This is a genomic window from Variovorax sp. M-6 (genome assembly GCF_052114385.1).
GTDB lineage: Bacteria > Pseudomonadota > Gammaproteobacteria > Burkholderiales > Burkholderiaceae_C > Variovorax.
Genome location: NZ_JBFREQ010000024.1, coordinates 1 through 22,038 on the forward strand (window position 1 = coordinate 1; position 22,038 = coordinate 22,038).

The window sequence follows — 22,038 nt, forward strand, 5'->3', positions numbered from 1 at the left end:
ATCGTGCATCGCGCGCGGTACTCGAGGCAGACGGTTTGGCGCATCCTGCTGTAGTACATGACGCCGCCGCAGGGTGCGCCCTGAGCGGGCGCCGGTGCGCCGGCAGTCGCACCGCTTGCGCGTTGGCAGCGTGCGACGAGGGATAGATCGTGTTGGCGCCCAGTAGAGTCTCCTGGTTGAAGGATTGGAATGCCCGAGGCCGGGCGGGTCAAGGTGGAAGAGGCCGGGTGAACTGCGGAACGACACTGGACCTGCGCGAACGCGCCACTTGACTTTCGAGGGTGCCCGCCGCGCCGCCGAGCGCGCCTGGTGGTGGAGTGGCCCGGCTCGCCTGCAGCGGGCTGCTGCCGGGAGTACGCCAGGCGAGTGGGACGAGGCAGGGCCGGGGAGCGATCAGCGGGCCGGCACGCCCGCACGGCGTGCACGCCACGGCAACCATGGAAAAGGCAGAATGCGGCGAACAGCCGGCCGGTCCCGGCCATGACCGGTCGGTCGCCAATTCAAGGGCTATGACCGCTTCAGACTGAAAGCAGCCGTTGAGAGATGTCCGCGCGACTGACTGCTTCGTGCCCCGAAGAGGTCCATCGACCACCCAGTAACGCAACTGCGGCTAACCTGGAGCGGCGACTGACAACTGGTTGGAATTGCCAAATTCCGCGTTAAGCGGCTTGCCGTTTTCTACCCCGGCTCGCGCAAACGGCAGCGCGACATCGAACCGGTCGCGCTTGCTGGTCGATATAGAATCCACCGCTTCCTGAAATGCCCAGGTGGCGGAATTGGTAGACGCACTAGTTTCAGGTACTAGCGAGTAACATCGTGGGGGTTCGAGTCCCTTCCTGGGCACCAGAGCACTTGATGAAGCCGATCAACATCGCGTTGGCCGGCTTTGTTTTTTGCAGCTGGCAGATGAAGAGCGCATGGCTGAGAAGCGGGCGTACGTTCGGGTTCTAATGCGAGACATGAGTACGACCTACCGCATGCCCGGGGCAGTTTTGACCGAGCGCGAGCACTCGGTTCCGTTGGTTCACGGCGACCCGCTGCGTGGCACGATCAGCGTGTTCACGCGCGAGCTTGCTGCCCAAGACGGTCTTGATCGCCCCTATCTCGTGTTCCTGCAGGGCGGCCCAGGCTTCGAGGCCGCCCGCCCGACGAGCCCGCCCTCAGGGTGGATGGCGCGTGCCCTTGCGGACTTCCGGGTCCTGCTGCTTGACCAGCGGGGCACAGGGCGCTCCACGCCCGTCGGGCCAGTCATTCCAGGGGCGGCGCCTGCCGATCAGGCCGAGTACCTCACGCATTTCCGCGCCGACTCGATCGTGCGCGACCTCGAACTGATCCGTGCTGAACTCGGCGTCGACTGCTGGAGTCTGCTCGGTCAGAGCTTCGGGGGATTCACCTCGCTCACCTATCTGTCGCTGGCGCCCGAGGGCCTGCGGGAGGTACTGATCACCGGCGGCCTCGCGCCGATCACGAATCGGCCGGTCGACGAAGTCTATGCGGCGACATGGGCGCGCGTGCGCGAAGCGAACCAGCGCTATCACGCGCGATACCCAGGAGACCTCGATCGTTTGCGGACGATCCTGCGCCGGCTCGACGAGGAAGAGGTCCGCTTGCCCAACGGCGACCGCCTCACATCGCGTCGGTTTCGGCAGACCGGAATGTGGCTCGGCGACAGCGCCGGGTTCGAACGGCTGCACCACCTGCTCGAGCTGCCCTTCGGCTCGGCCGCATTCATGGTCGACGCGCAGATGGCGTCATCCTGGGAGCGCAATCCGATCTACGCGACGCTCCATGAGTCCTCGTACGCCGACGGGGGTGCCACTCGCTGGTCGGCACACCGGCTCGCGCCCGAGGAGGCGATGACCGGCGACCTTCTCGGCGCAGAGCACGTCTTCCCTTGGATGTGGGACGACTACGCGGGCTTGCGCGCGCACCGCGAGGTGGCGCAGCTTCTGGCCCAGCATCCATGGCCGCGCCTGTACGACGCTGACCGCCTCGCCCGCAATGAGGTCCCAGTGGCAGCGACCGTGTACGTCGACGATGTCTACGTGGAGCGATCATTTGCCGAGGAGACGGCCCGTGGCGTTCGTGGGCTGCGGGCCTGGGTTACCAACGAGTACGCCCACAACGGCCTGCGGGCCGATGGCGAGCGCATCGTGGGTCGCCTGCTCGACATGGTCCGCGGCCGGGCGTGAACCGATGGACGTGGCCTTCTCGGACCCGGCAAAGGAATGTCTGCAGAGGGCTGGCTAGCGGTCTTCCGTGCTTGCCTTCCTGAAGGGCTGCTTTCGCTTGCGGATTCGACCGGTTGAATCCGCACTGCAAAGCAGACATCCGCTACAGGCGGCTGTATGACGGCTCCGGGCCCCAAGCGGCCAGTCATTCTTGAGGCGACGCTGTTCCCGCCATGCGTCCAACACAATGCCCTGATGTGCATCGATACGAAACCGCCGAGGAACGCGAGGCCGAGCGCTTTTGGCACGTTGGCCGCCAGAACGAGATGCCCTGGCCGAAGCAGGTGTTCCCGCGCGCGCCGGGCCCGTTCATCCGCCACCGGCGCCACTCCACCGGCTACGAGCCCGAGCTCGTGATCGGGCAATGGGGCCTGATCTCCTGGTTCGCCAAGACGCCGAAGCTGACCTTCAGCACGAACAACGTGCGGTCAGAGGAGCTGGCGGCCAAGGCTACCTTCAAGGACCCTGGAATCGCGGCCAGCGCTGCATCATCCCCGCGGCCACCTTCGACGAGCCGAACTGGGAGAGCGGCAAGAACCAGTGGTGGCAGTTTCGCCGCGCCGACGGCGATCCTTGGGGCCTGGCCGGGCTCCGGAGCATCTGGACCGACAAGGCAACGGGCGAGGTGCACGAGCGCTACACAATGCTCACCCTGAACGCCGACCACCACCCGCTGATGAGCCGGATGCACAAGCCGGATCCGAAGCTGCTGCCACCCGACCAGCAGGACAAGCGCACGGTGATCCCGATCGAGCGGAGCGACGTCGACCAGTGGCTGGCCGGCACCGTCGAGGAGGCGCAGCAGCTGATGAGGCTGGCACCGGTCGAGGTGTGCGACGCCGGGCCGATCTAAGTAGGCCCGAACAGCTCGAGGGCAACCTCGATTGGGTCGCGCTCTCCCTCTTTTTCGTAAAGCTCGATCGCAACCTCGGTCACACTTTCATCATCGGCCAGGCCCTCAGTCAAGCGGGCCCATTCCTGGTGGAACAGATGAAGCCACGCCTCGCGGCGATTCAGCGTTTGGCCGTGGCGGACAACTGGCGGATTGGGTTCCCACATGTCGCCAGCATAGCGGAGGTGCCCGTTTTTGCGGCACCGCATTGGAGGCCCCAGCTGGAGTCGATCCCCGAGGTTTCGCATGCAGTTTTCCACAGGGCTGTCCACGAGCCTGGTGGAAAACCCCGATCAGCCCCCGTGTTGAGCCTTTCGCCAGTCCCAAGTCGCATCGGCTCGGCATCGTTGGCGATCCGAGGCCACCAAGGCCTTCAAGGCGTAGCCCGACGACCACGGGGAGTGTCGGGGGCAGCCGCGTTCTGGCGTTTGCGTGGGGCCACCGCCATTTTTGCCGAGGCTGAGCGCTCAAGGCGCGCTTCCCGATGCGTTGGCCGAGCCGCCTGGCCGCCCGAGTGCATCGCTGAACGCAGCATGAATGGGCCTGCGCGCAGTGGGAGACAGACTGGCTCGATCGACGGTCTCCCCACGCGTTGCGCCCGGGCGCTCAGTTCCTCAGTTCACTTCCACATTGATTCGTCGCGGCTGAGCGTGCTCCGCCTTCGGAATCCGCAGCTTGAGCACGCCCTGCGCCAGCTCCGCCGAGATCTTCTCGGTGTCGAGTTCCTTGCTCAGCGTGAAGACCCGATGGAAGCGGCCGACGCCGACCTCGGTGTGGGTGGACTGCAGCCCGTCGGGCACCGTCATGTCGATCTCTCCTTCGATGGTCAGCGAGTCGGATTCGACGTTCAGGTGCAGTTTGTCGCGCGGAACGCCGGGCAGGTCGGCATACAGCGTGATGCCGGTGCTGTCCTCGATCACGTCCACAGGAGGCGTCAGGGTGGCCTCGGCGTAGCGCCGATCGTCCTTGCGCGCGAGGGCGCCGGAGGACTCGTTTCTCTTTTGGATGTCGTTCATGACTGTTCTCCCGATCATTGGATGGCGATGCGTCGCGGCAGGGCGGAGGCGCGACGCTGGACGGTGATGTGGACCACGCCGTCGCGCGCCTTGGCCTCCACCGCGTCGGGGTCGGCGTCGTCGGGCAGGCTCAGCACCCGGCGGAAGGCGCCCTCGAAACGCTCGTTGATGTGCAGCGTCTCCTTGTCGCCGGGTTGCGGCGCCGCACTCCGGCGCTCGCCGGCGATGGTGAGGATGCCTCGGTCGAGGTGGATCTCGAGCGTCGCRGGATCGACGCCCGGCGCCAGGGCATAGATTTCGACGGTCTTGGCCGTGCCACCGACATTGAGGGCCGGGAAGCCGCTGCGGCCGAAGCCGCGGATGGTGGGGGAGAGATCGAAGGCCTGCTGCATCTCGCGCTGCAGGCGATCCATCTCGGCGAACATGTCGCGCGGGAACAGGGATCGATACATGGCGAAAACCTCCATTCGGGGTTGAAGGGTGCGCCGGAGGCGTTTCCAGCGCTTCCGGAATGGAAACTGGGAGCCGCTTGAGAAAGTTCAAGAGATGGCCTGGCCCAACCCGCGCGGGGGCGCCCGCGCTCCTGGGCGGTCTGCTGCGCGAGTAGGCCCGGTACCACCAGGCCATCCCCACCGAAACCATGGCGAGGGCGGCATCGAGCGTCTTGGGCCCGCGCGGCGTCGACGCGGGCGTCACCATGGCCGCAGGGTCACTGAACGGCATTGGGGCCGCAATATCCCCGGGCCGGCAGCGCCTACTGGCCGCTTTGCAGGATGCAACTAGCGCCGTCAGGGCTTCTTCGCGACGGTCTTTACAGCATCCTTGACATCGCCGACCTTCTTCTGAACTGCTCCTGCAACCTTGTCCGCAGAGCCTTCGGCTTGCAACCTTTCATTGCCGACGGCCTTGCCCACCGTCTCTTTGACGCTGCCCTTGGCCTTTTCGAGGGTGCCTTTGACTTGATCCTTGTTCATGTCGATTCCTTCCAGGTGAACGCTCAGAGGCGGGATGCTGCGCGGACGCGCTGCCGCCAACCAAGCAGCGATGGAATCGTGCATCGCGCGCGGTACTCGAGGCAGACGGTTTGGCGCATCCTGCTGTAGTACATGACGCCGCCGCTGGGGGCGCCCCGAGCGGGCGCCGGTGCGCCGGCAGTCGCAGCGCTTGCGTGTTCGCAGCGTGCACGAGGGATAGATCATGCTGTTGATGTTGACGAGGAGGCTCATTCGAGTGTCCTGAACTGGTTGAAAGATTGGAATGCTCCGAGGCCGGGCGGGTCAAGGCTTGACTTTCGAGGGTGCCCGCCGCGCCGCCGCGCGAGCCTGGTGGTGGAGTGGCCCGGCTCGCCTGCAGCGGGTGTCGCTGGCTGCTGCCGGGAGTACGCCTGGCGAGTGGGACGAGGCAGGGCCGGGGAGCCGATCAGCGGGCCGGCACGCCCGCACGGCGCGCACGCCACGCCGGCAAGGGGGAAGGCAGAATGCGGCCAACACAACGCGAAAGCCCAGGGGATATAGGCAACACCCATGGGGCATTGGCGCAATACCGTCGACTTAGCTGCGCAGCCGGTTTGCTACGACGGCCACACACTGCGTGCGCCCAGGCTCCGCCAATATTCCGTATCGTTCCTGAACGGCAGCAGGGGAGATCACACAAATGTCGAAGCCGTCGACGTGGCACAGAAGTCCAGCCGGCTCACCTCGTATGGCGAAAGGACTAAACGTACGAGCGAGGCCGAGTGACGCTCTAACAGGGTCATCGGCCTGGACGACAAGGGCTCGAACGACGGAGATCCCACTCTGCGGCAACAAGGTGTCGGGTCGGGGCGACGCCCCGACAGAAATAATCAAGGCGCCATCGCACGCGAGCCGGGCCTCGCAGCGAGTGAATCCCCGAGTGATGATCGGACCCGTGACCTCGACTTCAACCTGATGTGCGAACAAGTGGTCGAACTGACTTCCATCACGGGCGAACTCGCTGCCAGCGTTGAATAGTGTCCCGAACACATCCTGTACCTGTCGAATCTGGGCGCCAATGCCCACGCGGTCTACAAGCTCGGCCATAGCATCGGGTGGAAGCGCCGCAAAGTCGCGCGTCAGGCGAATTCACTCCGATGGGCTTTCGCAAGAGCCACCGCATCGGCGCCCGCGGCGAAGCGCAGGCGCGGTGAGGAGTCGTTCGCGGCCTGCCACACCACTTCGGCCACATCGAGGACTTCGTCGGATCCCCCCATGGACACTGGGCGCCTCAATTAGAAGCTCCGCTCGCTGCTCGCCGGCCCCTGACCGTGTCAATTTGTCGAAAGAATACGGATACCCCGTTCTGGCCAGCCGATCACGCGCCGCCGCGCGCCAGCGTGCGTCAGGGTCGAGCAACGACACTTACGACTTGCGGCCGATGGCATCCACGAACGCGCACACCATGCGGTCGAAACTCGCGTCGCGGTCAACCTGCGTTCTGAACTGCCCGATGACTTCGAGTTGGCCGAAACCATGGACCATACTTCTGATCCCTCGCAGCGCATGGATCAAGTCGTCACCGGAAAGCCCCATGGACTCCAGCAACCTCTGGATCACCGACAGCCATTCGTCAGCGGCTGCCCGGGCTTCTAAATTGGAGCTGGGCTGCATCGTGGCCGAATAGAGCCCCGGCTGGTCGCGAATAAAAGCCAGATACGCCTTGGCAACCACGATCACACCGCTAGCACCTGTTTGAGCGACAGCGCTGCTGCGCAGTTGATGCGCCAGCGCGTGGTGACCGGTCTTAGCGAGCTCCGCACGGATCTCGGGAAGACCCTCAAAGTGGGCATACACCGATGGCGGACGGATCCCGAGCCGATCGGCGATCTCCTTGATGGACAGGCCATCCACGCCGCGCACGTTGCACAGCTCCCGCGCAGCGTTCAGCACTTGCTGGCGATCAATGCCCTTCCTGGTCTGTGGGGCTGCACTGCTGGCGCCCGCGACAGGACGCGACGGCTTCTCGGTAGTTTTCCTAATGACAGTAGGCATACGGCTATTATGATTAGCCAAAGTGAGGTCGGCGTGCAAGCCCCTCGGCGAAGGGCAGCATGCTTCGCGCTCGCTGGTCCGACGCCGGCCCGCACGCTGTGCGTGCACCGGAACCTGTTGTTCGTTTTTTCATAACCTGGCCTTTTGTTCGCAAGCTTCGATATTCATTGTCGCTGCCTCGCTCCCGACTGTGCCCACCTGAATGCAAGGAAAGCCCCATGAAGATTGCCCGCGTCGAGACTCATGCGTGGAGTGCGCCACGCACTTTGCGTGGCGGGTTCCTTCGATTCAAGTACCTCCTGGAGGGCGAGGAAGGGTCTCCCGACAATTTCGCTCTCACGGTGGTCGATACGGATCAGAGCTTCAAGTCGCCGCGCCACCGTCATAACTTCGATCAGATCCGCGTCACATTGAGCGGGTCGACCAACTACGGCCCGAAGCAGAACATTGCGGTGGGCGACGTGGCCTACTTTCCGGAGGCGACGTACTACGGACCACAAGACCAAGAACTGGTGGGCAGTGCCAGCGTTGCGATGGTCATTCAGTTCGGTGGCGCGTCCGGCAACGGCTATATGAGCGCCAGACAAATGCTGGAAGCGCAGCAGCGCCTTCAATCGGCAGGGCGTTTTGAGGGCGGCGTGTTTCATCGAGAAGCACCAGCGCAAGGCGAGCGGAAGAACCAAGATTCGTATGAGGCTACTTGGGAAGAGCACAACGGACGGCAACTGGAGTACCCGGCTCCCCGCCTGACGGATCCGGTTCACTTCCGTGCGGACAACATCCCGTGGGTTCCCGTTCGAGGCGCCGAGGGTACGTATTCGAAGGAACTTGGCGTCTTCACAGAGCGAAATGTTCGCCTCGGTGCAATCCGGCTTGAGGCGGGTGCGCGCTACACCTTGCCCCTCGTTCAACAAGGACGCCTTCTCTTCTTCACCACGGGCACCGGAAAGATCTGCACGACCGATTCATGGAGCGCGCACAGCGCCGTGCACCTCTGCGCAGGCGAGACGATGGACCTGTCGGCTGAGAACACTTCTGAAGCATTGATTCTCGCAATGCCCTATTTTGGGAAGGAGGAAGTATGCGCCTGATCATTTCGCGGATCGTCCTCCTCGTCGCGATGCTCCTTGTCACTTTCGCAGCGACAGCGGATACGTATCCAAGCAAGCCGATCCGAATTCTCATCGGCACTGCACCTGGCGGTGGAACCGACGGCATCGCACGTCTCTTGGGAGATGCACTGTCCACAACCCTGAAAGTTCCGGTGGTGGTCGAGAACCGGCCGGGCGCAAGCGGCCAGATGGCATCCGAGCAAGTGCTCAAGGCGCCGCCCGACGGCTACACGATCATGATTGCGCAGAACGGGCACGTGACAAATCCAACGTTCTCGAAGAAGCTTCCCTACGACACCCTCAAGGATTTCACGTCCATCGCGCCGCTCGCGAAATCGCCACTGGTCTTGGTTTCCTCCAGTGCATCCAACGTGAAGTCTTGGACTGAATTGGTTGCGTTGAGCAAGCGCGATTCAAAGTCGCTGTCGTTCGCCACCGCTGACTCATCGGCTCGATTGGCTGTCGAACAGATTCGCGAGACAACGGGACTGCCCTTGGTCGCATTGCCATACAAGGGCACGGCTCTCGCCGCCACGGATGTGGCTGGCGGACATGTCCAGTACAGCGTGACAACGATGTCGTCCGTGTTGCCTTTCCAATCCACCGGAAAGATCAACTACTTGGCAACCTTGGCTCGCGAGAGGTCGCGGTTTATTCCGAATGTGCCGACGCTCAGTGAGCAAGGGGTGGCTGACGTTGAGGTTCTCGGATGGTGGGCGGCCTTCGGACCGGCCAATTTGCCCGCCCCGGTGATTGCAGAACTCAGCACTGCAATCCGGTCTGTCCTTGCGCAGCCGCAGGTCCGAGATCGGTTGCGCACGCAGTTCGTCGAGCCGTGGATTGGGACACCCCAAGAGCTGGACAAGTTCGTACGCAGCGAGATTTCGAGCATTCAGCAGTTGGCTAAGAAGGCCAACATTCAGCCCGAATAGGCCAACCGAGCCGCCTGGTCATCTTCGGGGTGAATGAATCACGCGGCTTTCCCAAGGACTTATAGATCGCGGTCATCGAGGCTATCATCGCAAAAACGCCAGTCAATCACCCAACCCCGCTTCGGCGGGGTTTGCTTTTTGGCGATTCCACTACTAAGCAGAAAGCATGCAAAGACCACCACTACGCCATGGACGCGAATGCCCATACGCGGACCCGGGCGTTCTTCATGCTGAACTGACGGCATGAGGGTACTAGTCTGCGGCGGACGCGACGACGACGACTCGGCGTTCATCGTGAATGTCCTCGACCGCGTTCATGCCCGCCAACCCGTCACGCTCCTGATCGAAGGCGGTGCGACGGGTGTAGACAATCTCGCACGCCGATGGGCCATCGCACGAGGTATCGAGGTTGCCACGTACCGCGCCGACTGGAATCGCTATCAGCACCGCGCTGTGCCCATCAGAAACTCTCAGATGCTGCGCGAGGGTCGTCCGGAGCTCGTGCTCGCGTTCAAGGGTGGTCGCGGGACCGCGCACATGGTCACGATTGCTGCGGCAGCGCTCGTGCCGGTGTTGAAGACCTGGCGGCTCGCGGATCAGGCAGGGCCCAATTGAGCAACATTCCCTCAACGCGCGGCAAGAACTCGTCTGCAGGGCATTCGCTGACCTTCCCCGAGCTCCGCATCACAGGGCCTGGGTCTGCTCCGTACAAACTCGGGGAGCTCATGTATCTCTATGATGGCGAGACACATGTCGGCACCATCGGGGCAGTGACCGTATCACCGGGTGGGAACGAGGTTCACTTGGACCGCTTCGTGCCCTCAGCCATCGAAATGCGGCATGGATGGGTGATGAGGAAGATTGTGCTCGTTGAGGTAGTCGCATTCTTGGCTGAGCATTTCGCGACGGTACCAACGATCAGGGTCTCCTTGAATTCGCCCATTGAAAGTCACGACGACTTCCTCAAGGTCGCAAGGGACCGTGCCCAGTTCCTGCATCAGATCGGTGCACAACAGATCGACATCATCCCCAGCTTCACGCCATCAAATCGGGGCAATTTCACGGTTGCCGGAGTCTGGAGGCGCAACCCGCAAAGCTTCAAGGCCCTCAATGTTGCTCTACGCCACGAACGCGATGCGCACCGGTCTCGGAGGGCGGCTTCGGGCACGTTCACAGGCCGCTTAGCGAATCTCAGCGCACAGATCAGACGCCTATTTTTTGGCAGTCAGGAAGGGTCCCGCTAGGCACTTCGCATACATTGGGATTCCACCCGCAGGCGGCGGGCTTTTTCATGCGCGTTGGGCGGACGGCCGCCGGCATCGAGGAACCGCCCGTGCCCGGGTGGATGCCGAAGCGTCCTCCACCAGCGCCGGAGGCCGTCCGTGTCGCCGCGATGGAGTCCTACAGATCCGAGAACCGCGATTGGCCGGTCTAGTTGCGGGAGATCCACCTATCAATAACTGACCGATAAGGGGAGAAAAGCAGGGCCGCAGGCGATGCCGGTTCGAGCGTAAACGGCCGAAGATTCGACCGGCTCGTCAGATTCCTTGGATTTTAGTAGTTCAAGGCGAAATCGGCTTACTCGCCTCGCTGTCAGTATCGCTACGCAGCTTCTTATCAAGGATCGGCACATCCCCATTGAGTAGGTGCGTTCGGGCGGCTTGCACTGCGGCTTTGTGCACAGCCTCCGGCAAGGAGCGTCCGTTCAGGTAGTCGGCGACCAAGGCTTCGGCGGCCTCGGCGGCAGCGGAGCGGCGAACGTATCCAGTTGCCCCATCCACTGCTTGAAGAACGTCGGCGCCTCTACCAGTGGGCTGGACGGCCAGCGGTCGTAGTCCGCGGGGTCGAGGATCACCACCATGCGCTTCTCCTCGTCGGGTTTGTGGAAGCGCTGGAAGACCGGGTGGCCGTCCGCGTCAACCGTCAGCATGGCGAAGCTGAAAAGCTCCAGCCCCTCCGCGCCATTTCGTGTAGATGCCCGCGATGCCCATCGGCACCTCACCCGGTTGCTGGATGCGCCATCGCACCGCCTTGCTGGTCTCGTAGCTCGGCTCCAAGATGGCCTCGGCCGGGACCACGCAGCGTTGGCTTCGCCTCCACGCGTCGCGGAAACTGGGGAGCGTGGCCACTGTCTCCGACCGCGCGTTGTAGGTCCGYCGCCCGTAGGCGAGCTCCTTGGCGAAATACGGCAGCAGGCCGAAGGCGCCATCGTCGACACGCCGATTTTCCTGAACCGTCTTCGACCAGGCGGACGAACGGAGCCAGTCCGGTGAGAAAGGTGACGGCAGGCGGCTCGTCTCGCTCACGGGCTACGCCGAAGAAGCTCAGGAGCCGGGCAGCCCTGCTGACGGCTTCATAGTTGCTGCACATCTGCACATCTGCACATCTGCGCATTGTGCGGGAGGTCAGGCCCAGTTCAGGGGCTGTCGCGACCATGGGATCCTCCTCCGACCTCCAAGGTCTTCGCCCGCTTCGGCGGGTTTTTTTCATGGCCGTTCTCCTCCGCTCCCACGGTTCCTGGATCTCCAGAGCCCAGGTTCTGGAGGAGCGCCCGTGGTCGGGAGTGCTCGACTTCAGGAAGGCCAAGGTCGAGCACTATGGGAACAGCATGCAGGCCCGACTGCTGTCCCTCAAGGGCATGGACAAAGACCTCTTGCCGCCCCTGCAGTACGCCCGTGTGGTGATCATCTAGGATGGCGGCGTCCTGATCGAAGGGATGGAGATCCACTTTCGGGCCAGCAAGAGCAAGCCGGAAGCGAAGAAGCAGACCTGGTGGTGCATCACCGAGGACGACATCGGCTTCGCGGCGCTGGAGCGGATGAACCCTCGCTGCACGACCGGGTTCGACGCCAACCTGGACGATGCATGACAGCCAGTTGCCCCGGGTAGCATGACGATTGAAGGAGCCCCACCATGAGCATGACGGAGCCAGGAAGCCTCGATGATGAAGAACTGCTCAACCGCGCGCACCAACTGCGCTTGTTGGCACTGCGCGGCCACTCGGAGGCGCGGGGATCTGCTCACCTTCACGAGGTCGAGGTTCGGCGGCGCTTCGGATCGGCCACGACATTGAGTGCCCCACTGGAGCCGGCGCCGGCGCGCCGCCGTCCGTTCTGGCGGTTCTGGTGAATCCTCCTGGCAGCCGCTCCCGCCCTCGGGTCTACCTGGCCGGGCCCGACGTGTTCCGTCCCGATGCCGAGGCGCACCTGCAAGCCTTGGCGCAGGAGTGCCACGCTCTCGACATGGAGGCCCTGATCCCGGCCGAGTGCGCTGTCGCCTCGGGATCCGGCCCCGAGCGAGCCAGGCACATCTACGAGTCGAACATGGTGTTGCTGCGCCATGCAGACGGCGTCATTGCCAAACTGCAGCCTTTCCGCGGGCTCGAGCCTGCCTCGGGGACCGTGTTCGAGGTGGGCGTCGCGGTTGCGCTGGGTCTGCCTGTCGTCGCCTACGGATTGCCCGATGGAACCTACGCCGATCGCGCGGCGGCGGCCCTCGCGACGCAACGGGATGGGGACGGCGTGTTGCGCGATGCCGGCGGCGCAGCGGTCGAGGACTTCGGCCTGTCGCTGAACTTGATGCTGAGCTGCTCGGTGACGCTGGAACCGTGCGCCGAGGCCGCCTTGGCCAAGCTGGCCAGCGTGCTTTTGCGAAGGTAGACCGCCCAAACGCGGCACCAGCGCGAGGAGATCGAGCCGGCACCAAACACCTGGAAGCGCGCGAGGGGATTCAGGTTCCGTTCAACCGCGCGTTTCAGCATGAATCCGCCATCCTTTCCTCTCGACCAACTTGGTCTTGCCCGCTTCGGCGGGCTTTTTCATGGAGCGCCGATCCGGCCGGACGCAGACTTCGGTCCGAAGTGCCTTAGCGCCTTGTGACCCAGCGCCGTGACCATGTGGACCTGCGCAGGTTGGGCCGTCCCGGTCGGGGGAAAGCTGCAGATGATGCGCCCGGCGGCGTGGAGTATTCGGAGCTCCTGCTGCACGGCAGGATTCACGATCTCGATCGGCAACTCGGCATCTGCGAGCGCCTGAAGCAGTTCCATCGGCATAGCAGGCTCCTCGTGGCTCGGAACCAGTTGGAGGGCGGTCGCCGGCATCGGGGAATCCGCTCCGTCTGGGAGCGGTGCCTAGTGCATCCCCTACCAGCGCCGGAGGCCGCCCCTTCAAACCATCGGCAGTGGACGCGATAGAAAAACTAGCTCTTCTGAGAGGCGCCGTCAATCGCCTGAAGGCCCAGCCTTGACAGGGTTTCGCGCTTGCCTGGCGGTGCGTCCGATGGCAAAACCAAAGCGTCCACCAAGCCTTGATGTTCCTCGTAGGGGTCTTTCCTCGTAGGGGTCTTCATAGGTCCAGACGGCGTCCTCCAGCCGCCTTTCGCCGAGATCCAGGCTGGAGTAGTTCGCCGTTCCCTTGAAAGGGCATTCGGTGGTCGTCGTCGAGCGTTTCAGCTTCTCCATCCTGACGTCGGAACGAGGGAAGTAGTAGCGCGCGGGAGCGTTGTCCTCATCGACTCTCACGACGCTGTCCGAGGTGGCAATGACGACGCCTTCGACCTCGACTTCGACAGGTTGGCGGAGGCGTGTTTCCCGCACCTGATGGTCGGGTTGCTTCCGGTGACCGGGTGATCTGCTCACTTCGTCCTCCTAGTTGATCGTCTTTTCGGTGTGGTGCGGGCCGGGGTATTGATGTCCGCCATGCCCTTGGCTCTTACTGCTTCGGCCTGTGCCGCGCAGACGGACTTCTCAGCGTCCTTCAGGTTGTCGCAATTCTTCATAGCCGCACCGTAGCTATCCACTTTCGCCTCAGCTGCCTTGCGCGCGTTATCGTTGCCTGTCGGCCCGTCTTTCACGGAACCGTGCGGCGGAGCCGGTCGCATCGATCTCCGCTGGCAACGGGAGCGCCGCTCGTGCACCTGCCTGAATTGCGAGCAGGCAACTTGCAGATCGAATTTCAGAAAAGGTCCTGGCATGCCGGCCTCCTGTCCCTCTTGTGCAGTCAGGCCCGAATGGGTGTGGGCGCTGTCCGCCATGCCTGCGACCTTGAGTGCTCAGCCATGGCGCTTGAAGTACTGAACCTCGCGCTCATGCTGCTGCGCCTTTTCTCGCGAGCTGAATGTGCCAAGGTTGCGGCGCTTGCCGGTCTTGGGATCGGTCTTGCGCGAATAGAGACGGTATTCCCCCGTGGCAAGTTTTCGGATCATCGGAGACTCCTTTCCATTTGGTGTTGGCAAAACAAATTCATTCTCGGCTGCAACCGCGAGAGAGCATGTCGGACGATTTCACTTTGCGCTGACAGAACCAGAACTCCGAAGGAGTTGAGGTCATCTTTCCGAGGTCGCGGGAAGATATCCTACAAAACGAGACTGCCGCAACCGATCCGTGCGCTTGGCGCCATGCACGAAACAGACGTATCCAGACGGAGATGGAATAATCCATGGCGTCAGAAGTCCGCACCTTCGAGAAAGTCGATGCTTGGTGGCGAGCTGCCAACTATCTGTCCGTCGGGCAAATCTATCTGCTCGACAACCTGCTGCTGCACGAGCCACTGTCGCTCGCACACATCAAGCGCCTGCTGGGCCATTGGGGTACCACGCTCGGGCTGAGCTTTATCTACGCCCACATGAATCGCGTGTTCGCGAACCGGCATCTGAGCTCGATCGGTGTTGGCGACGACGCCTGGTCCGCCATGCCCAGGACCGGCGATGAAGCCTACCTTGAAGGAACCTACGGCGAGGTCTATCCCCACGTCGGACGCAACGCCGAGGGCATGCGCCGCTTGTTCAGCAGCTCTCCTTTCCGGGAGGAATCCCGAGTCACGTGGCGGCCGAGACGCCAGGCTCCATTCATGAAGGCGGCGAACTCGGCTATTCGCTGCTGCATGCCTATGGCGCCGTCTTCGACAGCCCCGGCCTCCTGGCGTGCTGCGTGATTGGCGACGGTGAGGCGGAAACTGGTGCGCTGGCTGCGAGCTGGCATTCGAACAAGCTTTTTCAATCCCCAGCGCGACGGGGCCGTGCTGCCGATACTGCATTTGAATGGTTACAAGATTGCCGGGCCGACGATGCTGGCCCGCATCGGGGACGAGGAACTGTTGCAGCTGCTGCGGGGCAATGGGTATTCGCCGCATTGCGTCTCAGGTAGGGAATCGGTCGCGATGCATCGCGACATGGCTGCCGCGCTCGATGAAGCGCTCGACGAGATTGACGACATCCAGCAGGAGGCGCGCGCTGGTGGCTCTGTGCGCCGGCGATCCTGGCCGGTGATCGTGCTGCGTTCTCCTAAGGGCTGGACCGGCCCGAAGGAGGTGGATGGCGTGCCGGTGGAGGGAACGCAGCGGGCGCAGCAGGTGCCGCTGGCAGGATTTGCCGACCATGCATGAGCGCATCGAACTGCTGGAAGCGTGGATGCGAAGCTACCGGCCACAAGAGCTGTTCAGCGCGGAGGGCGCGTTTCTCGACGACATCGCGGCGCTGGCCCCCGCGGCGCAAGCCGCATGAGCGCCAACCCGCACGCGAACGGCGGCTTGTTGCTAAAGGAACTGCACCTGCCGGACTTTCGTGACCACGCGGTGGATGTGCCTGCGCCGGGGGCTGCAACTGCCGAGGCAACCCTTGTGGCCGGCAAACTGTTGCGCGAGGACGCGCCTGAATGAAGCACAGAGCAACTTCGGGCTCATGGGGCCCGATGAAACGGCCTCCAATCGCCTTGACGCAGTATTCGAGGTGACGGATCGGATGTCGACGGCGGAAATTCTTCCTGGCGACGAATATGTGGCACCCGACGGCCGGGTCCTGGAGGTGTTGAGCGAGCACATTTGCCAAGGCTGGCTCGAGGGCTACCTGCTGACCGGGCGGCATGGATTTTTCTCGTGCTACGAGGCTTCCATCCATATCCTCGACTCGATGTTCAGCCAGCATGCCAAATGGCTCAAGGTCGCACGCGAGATTGGCTGGCGACGCCCGACCGCTTCTCTGAACTACCTGTTGACCAGCCATGTCTGGCAGCAAGATCACAACGGCTTCAGCCATCAGGATCCGGGTTTCATTGATCACGTGGCCAGCAAGAAGGCGGAGGTGGTTCGCATCTACCTGCCGCCCGACGCGAACACGCTGCTGTCGGTGACGGATCATTGCTTGCGCAGTCGGGGTACGTCAACGTCAACGTGGCGGGCAAGCCGCCGCAGCCCCAGTGTTTGGACATGGCTTCTGCCATTCGTCACTGCAGCATGGGCGCCGGCATCTGGCGCTGGGCCTGCAACGACGAGGGGGTATCGCCGGACGTGGCGATGGCCTGCGCGGGCGACGTGCCCACGCTGGAAACCCTGGCGGCGGTCGATTTGCTGCGCGAGCACCTGCCTCAGCTGCGGGTGCGGGTGGTCAACGTGGTGGATCTGTTGACGCTGCAATCACAGGAGGAGCACCCGCACGGACTGTCCGACGCTGTTCGATTCCATCTTCACCGGCGACAAGCCGGTGATCTTCGCCTTTCATGGTTATCCATGGATCATCCATCGGCTGATCTACAAGCGCGCGAATCACGACAGTTTCCATGTGCACGGCTATCGGGAGGAGGGAACCACCACCACCCCGTTCGACATGACGGTGCTCAACCGGCTTGACCGCTGTAGTCTCGCATCCGATGCGATTGACCGTGTACCGCGTCTGCGTGATCAGGCCGGCCATGTGCAGCAGTTGTTGCGCGACCGGCTGCTCGATCACCGCTCCTATGTACGGCAACACGGCATCGACATGCCCGAGATCGCGCAGTGGCGCTACCATAGATCTCGGCGATCTTGCACGGGAAGGCGGAAGGCTCCGAACCGGAGGTAGTGAGCGCCCGGCAGCTCAGGGTCCGACCTCCTCACCAATAGACTAAGGCCGGTGAGGTGCTTGCTGTCAGGGGCGAGGCAAGCGAGAACCGGTCGCCCACCACTTCACGCTCGGGAACCGCTGCTTGGTAAATCCGCCGGATCTACTTGAACGTAGATGACGCTGGCCGCGAGGAATCGGTTGATGGGCTGCGGTTCCAAGCCAGCCTTCCTTATCAGACGGAATGGCGATATGTACGTCCCTACCTCGTGCATTTCCTGCAAGGCCCAAGTCAGAAGGCGCAGTCGATAGTGCAGAGCCGACTCGCAAAGAGCATGCTCGAATGCCCGGACCCGACGGCAGAGATTTAGGACCCCCGATGGTGATAGCCCAGTTGCGGTGGCGGCTTCACGCAGCCCGAACTTCTCTGGGCGTCCCTCTCGGCAGAACGTAAGGTCCATTTGTGTCCTGATCAATTTTACAAGGGCTCGATCTCGCGCATCGGCTCTAGCCGATCTGGCACGCTCCCTGAACGAATTGAGCCAGCGCCTGTCGCGACACCAAGCGCGAGCTGTCGCCTGATCAAGGCGATATCGGGACCTGCTTACCCCGGCGATTGTGACGCGATCCTCTGCTAGCGATGGAACCGACAGTCTTGCGCTTCGACCGCCAACAAGCTGCTCGCCCAGCCATGCTTGGTCTTGGAGGAAGAGTCGCCAGAACACAAATCGTGAATGCGTACGCACGGCTTTCCATTTGATACCGCTGTCCAATGACTTCATAGCTAGCAACTCCTTGCGCGCTTCCGACGTGCTGTCGGGCATGGTCGGTTTTCTCCTGCGTGGAACCGGTTCATCCGGCTCCGGCATGCTGCTGATCGCTTCGCACGCGCTTGATAGGTCCAGCCCGAGGGAAGTCAGGTATACGCAGATCTCCGGCGTCCTGCTGCGCAAGACCCGACCGATGGGCGGCGCGTTCGGTTCAACCATGCGCCAGTCGTGAGACGGCTTGCCGAAGCACTTGTGGAGCAGCGATTCCACCGAGTCGCCGCGCGCACGACACTCCCGCCTTATCAAACGGGTGGCCTGAAGCGCGGAAACTCTGGGAAGATTTGTTGTCAGACATTCATGCTCTAGGCAGGCAAGGCGATAGAAGGGGTCATTCTTCGAGACAACATCGCGCTCAATTGACAGGTCAGTTCCACATTCACAAGCGAATCCCAGGTTCAAGGGCCCTAAGCTTGAAAGCAAGACGCGGTTGCATGCCGGACATCGATGGATCAGCGGCGTGCGATGCTTGAAACAGATGTTGGAACCCGGTAGTTGATGGCTCCTCAACGCGTAGGGGGCCCGCCCGGCGTGCTTGGCTTCGCGCAAGCAGGCCGTACAGACTCTGAGTTCGGCACGGATACGAGATGCTCGCGATAAAACAAAGGCGGGGACCCGAGGGGTTTCCTGGTCTTTGCACTGGGTAGCAACGGCGCAAGGAGTCGTAAAAAAGGCCCAGTATGGCTTGGTGCTGAGAACGTCCACTATGTACGCAATGTCTAGCCCGATCCTGTTGGCCAAGTTGACCCACTTCGGCGTAAGTACACTCACGTCCATGTGCAGTGAATTGCGCTGGTATTTGCTCGCGCCAAGCCACGTCAGAAGGACATGTGGCGAACCCAGAGAATTCTCCTCCGTGATGCGTCCGAGAAATGTCCCAACGATCTCATCCTCAAACGCCACTGGAAGGCGCGGAAGCGCTAGCATCGCGTGGTCTCCTCGAATCCTCCAGGCGCCTTGCGCAAGCCGGCAAGTTTGAGGGGCTTCCAGGCCCCATAGCTGCCTTCGAGATCTCGAAGCTTGACAATGGCGCGGCTGTACCGAAACCGCTGAAACTGCTCGACCGTCTCTTCGCTTTCGTCCAAAGCCTCGCGCACGAGCGGTAGCCGATAGACATTTCCCCTGATCGATGCTTCCGGGCCGCCGGCGCGCATCAAAAACGTACGGGAGATACGTCCACGCGGAGACGTCCCACGCAGATTGGTAGACGCCGTCCGAATTCGGCCCGCATAGAGCTCGTCGCGCTTCTCCCAGTTGACGCGCGTGCGCGGCTTCGCGGCCATCGCCTTGTCGGCATTTGCCTCGAGCAGCCATGCGCGATCGTGCCGATAGAGCAGGGCGTAGCTACTTGCAACCAAGGCTCGGCGCTCTCGCACAGAGCGCCCGTGGGCGGCGCTCGCGAGCCAGATAGCGCGGTGCGCTGTGAGCTGATCTGGCGTGGGGACCTTCGACGGCAGGGCCAAGGTGGCCCTTATCCGATAGACGGAGCTCAGCGACAGACGGGTTGCGTCGCTGACCTTCATGGGCGCCGTGCCCGCAGCGAGCAAGCCCCTGGCATCAGAAATTCTCTTGGGCGTGAGCGACTTTCGCCGCTCTGCGATCCTCAAGCCGAGGATACGGCGTCTTTTCACAACGGTCGTGACGCTCAGTCCCAGCTTCTTGGCAGCCGTCCGACAGCTGAGCGAGTCGTCCGTCAAGACGAGCTCCGACAATCCGTCGGCTGTCGGCGGCGCAGCGATCCGTTTGATCTCGTCTAACTCAAGCGACTCCTTCGAGGCCAGCTTTACCGCCTCCGCATAGGAGGCAAACGATTCGAAGAGAAAGTTGATCAGAACAATGTGCGTGACTGGATGCGAGAAGCGGCTTCTGGGTCGTAGCAAGCCAAATAGCCAGCCGAGTACGCCGTTCGACGATTGCGCTATGCGCTCGCCCAGGGGCCAGTGCTCAAAGTTCCGATGCTTCTCGAGAATGGCCTGCGAAAGCTCGCCCCAATGAATGCGGCCACCGGACGTTGCCAGGCCGAGGTCAGCGAGCTTGGCTAGGTAAGCAGATCGGCAAGTCTCACCGGAGAGAGGCAGATCGGATGAATTGAGTGCTGCGTGGGAGGTCAGCGCAAAATGCGTGAGCGCCTCCAGGGCGCTCGCTGGAACACAAATTTGCATCCTTGGCGGAGAGGGGATGCGTCGAAGCGCACTTCGGGCCGTATCGCTGCTCTGGAGAAAATACTTGACGAGCGGGGTTCCGTGGATCGAACAGACAACAACTCCTGGAAGAAGATGGGCACGATGCCAGTAGAACGTTCCCTCGGTATCCCATGCCGTGCGGTCGCACATAACGCACGACCGGAACATCGTGGTCGCCGAAAATCGATGCGCCGGCAGTCCGAGCCAAGTCTTGAGTGACTGGCCGGTGCCTCTCGTGGCCCGTGTTACGAGTTCGTTCCACTTTGCTTCCGACATGAACGGCCTGTAGTACGGATACTGTGTCGTAAGCTCGATGATCTGCTCCAAGCTAGGGTATGGGCTCAGTTGCGGCGCCGTCTCAAGCAAAACGGAAAGGTCTGACGGAAGGTCTGCGCTGATGACCGCCTTCAGCCGTCCAAACGCAAGCGCGACGAATTGCTTGCTAGTCCCCATGCAATTGCTCAGGTTGGCTCGCCCGAGGTAGCTGTACAACGCTTCGTCTTCAAGGTGACTCAGCGTGATTGGCAACGTTTGGTCGTTCATCGCTCTCTCCTCCGAATCAGAATCTGGGCGTAATGGTTGGGAGATCCTTGTAGGAGCTGGAACCAGCACCGGTCGCCTTAGAGGTCTTGCGTCGAGGTGCCTCATGCTTGTCGGGGTCGCCCTCTTGGAGCGCCTGCTCTACCTCACCGAACTCCTCATCGGTCTCTGCCGATTCATCATCCTCGGCCTCAGGCAGCCCAGCGAGCCGGCGCAGCATGATCGGATCGACAGCGAACAGCAGATCCTCGAATTTATAAAGGGACCTGCCGCCGGCCTTGAGCGCCTTGATTGCTTCGCTGAGAATGCCCATCTCGTTTTCGGCCACGCGTTCGAAGGATCGAGCGTCTACCTGTTCGTTACCTCCGATCGCCTTGCGTTGGGCAAGCGTGAACGCCATGGTGGTGAACGCGGGGTTGCCTCCACCGCATTCCCACCACGCGCCCAAGATGTCGTTGTCTATATTCACAGGGTTCCTCACCAGTAAGAACTTCCACTGAGCCTCGCAGAAGGCAATAAACTGTGGATCGGACCTTCGCATCTGAGGAAATGGGTAGTCACCGAGGCGTCCAAGCTTCCTCGTGTTTGCGACGCTTTTCTTCAGAACAGGTACCAGCGCTGGTGTGCCGCATACGAAGAGCGAAACGCCAGCGCGCTCGACAAGCTGACTGAAAAAATTGAGAACGATATCGGCATTCTTTCCGGTCGCTGCTCTGAGATGCTGAAGGTCGTCGACAAAAATCATCGCCAGAGAGATGGTTGAGGACACCTGATGGATAAGCTGCGCCATGCCGGCGATGCTGGATACAGCTTTTGCCAACTTTACATAGTGGGTGTTCTCTAGTATGTCATCGACAGTCTGAAAGAATTGAAGACAGAGGCTCTTGAGTGTGCCGTCGTGTGGCGTGGACAAGCAGACAACTGGGACCTGGCGTCTCTTGAAGGGTCTGCTCTTGTACTCGGTGTGCTCAATTACCTTAAGGTATGGCGCCAAGAATCTACTGGCAAAGGTTGTCTTTCCACTTCCGGTGACTGCAGACACTATGATTGCGCGAGATTTCTGCTGAAACGAGTTGAGTTCCGAAGCATTGATACCCAGTGAGTGCAGAAAATAGTCGTGCTGACGCCCAGTGGGCAACAATGGGTTTCTTGTAATGTATGGGTCCCTAATCATCGTTGTCAGCTTCTCGCCGACATTCTTGTATTCGGCAAATGGATAGACGAAGAAGTCTAGATGGGCGAGCTCTGCCAGGCGTTGCATCTCTGCCTTCTTCCGGAGGACACGCGAAAATGGCGGAGGTGTGTGAGCGATGCGATGGACAATTTGAATCTTGTCCGGCTCCATCGGATGGAGCGCCTCGATCAGGGGGTTGCCATCGTACAGCGACACTCCAGTCGGCTCGTAGATGGCCTTCTGCGTGATGTATTGATAGGTCATGATTGATGGTTCCCCCTACTGCCAAGGTGTGTCTTCCCAGTCCCCGAGAC

The 22,038-nt window shown here is 61.9% G+C and carries 27 protein-coding genes, 1 tRNA gene and 6 pseudogenes; 18 read left to right on the forward strand and 16 right to left on the reverse strand.

Translation table 11 applies throughout. The features are described 5' to 3' along the window. Positions 1-761 precede the first annotated feature (761 nt). From AB4Z46_RS23995 to AB4Z46_RS24010, 4 genes and pseudogenes are all read left to right on the forward strand, one after another. Positions 762-846: transfer RNA gene (locus AB4Z46_RS23995), tRNA-Leu, on the forward strand. A 113-nt stretch (positions 847-959) separates the two neighbouring features. Beyond that, on the forward strand, positions 960-2,192 hold the full coding sequence (locus AB4Z46_RS24000) for an alpha/beta fold hydrolase (protein ID WP_442286056.1): 1,233 nt from the start codon (positions 960-962) through the stop codon (positions 2,190-2,192). Positions 2,193-2,497: 305 nt separating this feature from the next. After that, a pseudogene (locus tag AB4Z46_RS24005) lies at positions 2,498-2,635 on the forward strand (hypothetical protein); the annotation flags it as partial. After that, the gene (locus tag AB4Z46_RS24010) at positions 2,596-3,084 is read left to right on the forward strand and encodes an SOS response-associated peptidase family protein (protein WP_442286057.1); all 489 of its coding nucleotides are present in this window, start codon (positions 2,596-2,598) and stop codon (positions 3,082-3,084) included. The pseudogene AB4Z46_RS24005 and the gene AB4Z46_RS24010, both read left to right, overlap by 40 nt. Here the strand turns inward: AB4Z46_RS24010 and AB4Z46_RS24015 are convergent. The 7 genes and pseudogenes from AB4Z46_RS24015 to AB4Z46_RS24045 form a co-directional block, all read right to left on the reverse strand. Further along, entirely contained in the window at positions 3,081-3,290 is a 210-nt protein-coding gene (locus tag AB4Z46_RS24015; protein ID WP_442286058.1) for a hypothetical protein, read from the reverse strand. The genes AB4Z46_RS24010 and AB4Z46_RS24015 overlap by 4 nt on opposite strands. 447 nt (positions 3,291-3,737) lie before the next feature. After that, entirely contained in the window at positions 3,738-4,139 is a 402-nt protein-coding gene (locus AB4Z46_RS24020; protein WP_442286059.1) for an Hsp20/alpha crystallin family protein, read from the reverse strand. 14 nt (positions 4,140-4,153) lie between these two features. Continuing rightward, complete coding sequence (locus tag AB4Z46_RS24025) at positions 4,154-4,591, reverse strand: Hsp20/alpha crystallin family protein (RefSeq protein ID WP_442286060.1); 438 nt, start codon at positions 4,589-4,591, stop codon at positions 4,154-4,156. Between the two features lie 336 nt (positions 4,592-4,927). Further along, complete coding sequence (locus AB4Z46_RS24030) at positions 4,928-5,365, reverse strand: CsbD family protein (protein ID WP_442286061.1); 438 nt, start codon at positions 5,363-5,365, stop codon at positions 4,928-4,930. Between the two features lie 705 nt (positions 5,366-6,070). Next, positions 6,071-6,181: pseudogene (locus tag AB4Z46_RS24035) on the reverse strand (MBL fold metallo-hydrolase); the annotation flags it as partial. Positions 6,182-6,231: 50 nt separating this feature from the next. Next, the gene (locus tag AB4Z46_RS24040) at positions 6,232-6,369 is read right to left on the reverse strand and encodes a hypothetical protein (RefSeq protein ID WP_442286181.1); all 138 of its coding nucleotides are present in this window, start codon (positions 6,367-6,369) and stop codon (positions 6,232-6,234) included. A 148-nt stretch (positions 6,370-6,517) separates the two neighbouring features. Next, complete coding sequence (locus AB4Z46_RS24045; RefSeq protein WP_442286062.1) at positions 6,518-7,147, reverse strand: TetR/AcrR family transcriptional regulator; 630 nt, start codon at positions 7,145-7,147, stop codon at positions 6,518-6,520. A gap of 218 nt (positions 7,148-7,365) precedes the next feature. Between AB4Z46_RS24045 and AB4Z46_RS24050 the strand changes: the two genes are divergently transcribed. The 4 genes from AB4Z46_RS24050 to AB4Z46_RS24065 all read left to right on the forward strand — a co-directional run bounded on the left by AB4Z46_RS24050 (position 7,366) and on the right by AB4Z46_RS24065 (position 10,435). Then, the gene (locus AB4Z46_RS24050; RefSeq protein ID WP_442286063.1) at positions 7,366-8,238 is read left to right on the forward strand and encodes a hypothetical protein; all 873 of its coding nucleotides are present in this window, start codon (positions 7,366-7,368) and stop codon (positions 8,236-8,238) included. Next, positions 8,229-9,191, forward strand: coding sequence for a Bug family tripartite tricarboxylate transporter substrate binding protein (locus tag AB4Z46_RS24055; RefSeq protein ID WP_442286064.1), 963 nt, complete (start codon positions 8,229-8,231; stop codon positions 9,189-9,191). The genes AB4Z46_RS24050 and AB4Z46_RS24055 overlap by 10 nt, the downstream gene beginning before the upstream one ends. A gap of 243 nt (positions 9,192-9,434) precedes the next feature. Beyond that, positions 9,435-9,806, forward strand: coding sequence for a DUF2493 domain-containing protein (locus AB4Z46_RS24060; protein WP_442286065.1), 372 nt, complete (start codon positions 9,435-9,437; stop codon positions 9,804-9,806). Next, positions 9,803-10,435 (forward strand): hypothetical protein, encoded by a 633-nt coding sequence (locus tag AB4Z46_RS24065; RefSeq protein ID WP_442286066.1) that lies wholly within the window; start codon positions 9,803-9,805, stop codon positions 10,433-10,435. Before AB4Z46_RS24060 ends, AB4Z46_RS24065 begins: the two co-directional genes overlap by 4 nt. 461 nt (positions 10,436-10,896) lie before the next feature. On the opposite strand, the gene AB4Z46_RS24070 is transcribed toward AB4Z46_RS24065, so the two are convergent. Then, entirely contained in the window at positions 10,897-11,121 is a 225-nt protein-coding gene (locus tag AB4Z46_RS24070) for a hypothetical protein (RefSeq protein WP_442286067.1), read from the reverse strand. Continuing rightward, positions 11,108-11,497, reverse strand: a complete 390-nt coding sequence (locus tag AB4Z46_RS24075) for an SOS response-associated peptidase family protein (RefSeq protein ID WP_442286068.1) — start codon at positions 11,495-11,497, stop codon at positions 11,108-11,110. Before AB4Z46_RS24075 ends, AB4Z46_RS24070 begins: the two co-directional genes overlap by 14 nt. Positions 11,498-11,679: 182 nt before the next feature. Between AB4Z46_RS24075 and AB4Z46_RS24080 the strand changes: the two genes are divergently transcribed. From AB4Z46_RS24080 to AB4Z46_RS24095, 4 genes are read left to right on the forward strand one after another with little or no spacing between them, the layout of a single operon-like run. After that, positions 11,680-11,883 (forward strand): hypothetical protein, encoded by a 204-nt coding sequence (locus tag AB4Z46_RS24080; RefSeq protein ID WP_442286069.1) that lies wholly within the window; start codon positions 11,680-11,682, stop codon positions 11,881-11,883. 24 nt (positions 11,884-11,907) lie between these two features. Next, positions 11,908-12,060 (forward strand): hypothetical protein, encoded by a 153-nt coding sequence (locus AB4Z46_RS24085; RefSeq protein ID WP_442286070.1) that lies wholly within the window; start codon positions 11,908-11,910, stop codon positions 12,058-12,060. Between the two features lie 44 nt (positions 12,061-12,104). Continuing rightward, positions 12,105-12,320 carry a hypothetical protein gene (locus AB4Z46_RS24090; protein WP_442286071.1) on the forward strand — a complete coding sequence of 72 codons (216 nt, stop codon included), beginning with the start codon at positions 12,105-12,107 and terminating at the stop codon, positions 12,318-12,320. Further along, complete coding sequence (locus tag AB4Z46_RS24095; RefSeq protein WP_442286072.1) at positions 12,317-12,850, forward strand: nucleoside 2-deoxyribosyltransferase; 534 nt, start codon at positions 12,317-12,319, stop codon at positions 12,848-12,850. Before AB4Z46_RS24090 ends, AB4Z46_RS24095 begins: the two co-directional genes overlap by 4 nt. A gap of 158 nt (positions 12,851-13,008) precedes the next feature. On the opposite strand, the gene AB4Z46_RS24100 is transcribed toward AB4Z46_RS24095, so the two are convergent. The 4 genes from AB4Z46_RS24100 to AB4Z46_RS24115 form a co-directional block, all read right to left on the reverse strand. Further along, positions 13,009-13,242 (reverse strand): hypothetical protein, encoded by a 234-nt coding sequence (locus AB4Z46_RS24100; protein WP_442286073.1) that lies wholly within the window; start codon positions 13,240-13,242, stop codon positions 13,009-13,011. Positions 13,243-13,410: 168 nt separating this feature from the next. Further along, on the reverse strand, positions 13,411-13,827 hold the full coding sequence (locus AB4Z46_RS24105; RefSeq protein ID WP_442286074.1) for a DUF427 domain-containing protein: 417 nt from the start codon (positions 13,825-13,827) through the stop codon (positions 13,411-13,413). Further along, on the reverse strand, positions 13,824-14,222 hold the full coding sequence (locus tag AB4Z46_RS24110) for a hypothetical protein (RefSeq protein ID WP_442286075.1): 399 nt from the start codon (positions 14,220-14,222) through the stop codon (positions 13,824-13,826). Before AB4Z46_RS24110 ends, AB4Z46_RS24105 begins: the two co-directional genes overlap by 4 nt. An 18-nt stretch (positions 14,223-14,240) precedes the next feature. Then, positions 14,241-14,393: a hypothetical protein gene (locus AB4Z46_RS24115; protein WP_442286076.1), complete on the reverse strand. Its 153-nt coding sequence runs from the start codon at positions 14,391-14,393 to the stop codon at positions 14,241-14,243. Between the two features lie 233 nt (positions 14,394-14,626). On the opposite strand from AB4Z46_RS24115, the pseudogene AB4Z46_RS24120 reads away from it, so the two are divergent. From AB4Z46_RS24120 to AB4Z46_RS24145, 6 genes and pseudogenes are all read left to right on the forward strand, one after another. Continuing rightward, positions 14,627-15,571 (forward strand): annotated as a pseudogene (locus AB4Z46_RS24120) (hypothetical protein). Continuing rightward, entirely contained in the window at positions 15,564-15,689 is a 126-nt protein-coding gene (locus AB4Z46_RS24125) for a hypothetical protein (RefSeq protein WP_442286077.1), read from the forward strand. The pseudogene AB4Z46_RS24120 and the gene AB4Z46_RS24125 overlap by 8 nt, the downstream one beginning before the upstream one ends. Next, positions 15,686-15,844, forward strand: coding sequence for a hypothetical protein (locus AB4Z46_RS24130; protein ID WP_442286078.1), 159 nt, complete (start codon positions 15,686-15,688; stop codon positions 15,842-15,844). Before AB4Z46_RS24125 ends, AB4Z46_RS24130 begins: the two co-directional genes overlap by 4 nt. Before the next feature lie 22 nt (positions 15,845-15,866). Then, positions 15,867-16,274 (forward strand): annotated as a pseudogene (locus AB4Z46_RS24135) (phosphoketolase); the annotation flags it as partial. A gap of 143 nt (positions 16,275-16,417) precedes the next feature. Next, positions 16,418-17,021, forward strand: a pseudogene (locus tag AB4Z46_RS24140) (hypothetical protein). A gap of 774 nt (positions 17,022-17,795) precedes the next feature. Beyond that, the gene (locus AB4Z46_RS24145; RefSeq protein WP_442286182.1) at positions 17,796-18,002 is read left to right on the forward strand and encodes a hypothetical protein; all 207 of its coding nucleotides are present in this window, start codon (positions 17,796-17,798) and stop codon (positions 18,000-18,002) included. A 290-nt stretch (positions 18,003-18,292) separates the two neighbouring features. On the opposite strand, the pseudogene AB4Z46_RS24150 reads toward AB4Z46_RS24145, so the two are convergent. The 3 genes and pseudogenes from AB4Z46_RS24150 to AB4Z46_RS24160 all read right to left on the reverse strand — a co-directional run. Further along, positions 18,293-18,754 (reverse strand): annotated as a pseudogene (locus AB4Z46_RS24150) (TniQ family protein); the annotation flags it as partial. Continuing rightward, positions 18,748-20,553 carry a TnsD family Tn7-like transposition protein gene (locus AB4Z46_RS24155; protein WP_442286079.1) on the reverse strand — a complete coding sequence of 602 codons (1,806 nt, stop codon included), beginning with the start codon at positions 20,551-20,553 and terminating at the stop codon, positions 18,748-18,750. The gene AB4Z46_RS24155 and the pseudogene AB4Z46_RS24150, both read right to left, overlap by 7 nt. Before the next feature lie 16 nt (positions 20,554-20,569). Beyond that, entirely contained in the window at positions 20,570-21,988 is a 1,419-nt protein-coding gene (locus AB4Z46_RS24160) for an ATP-binding protein (RefSeq protein WP_442286080.1), read from the reverse strand. Positions 21,989-22,038 lie beyond the last annotated feature (50 nt).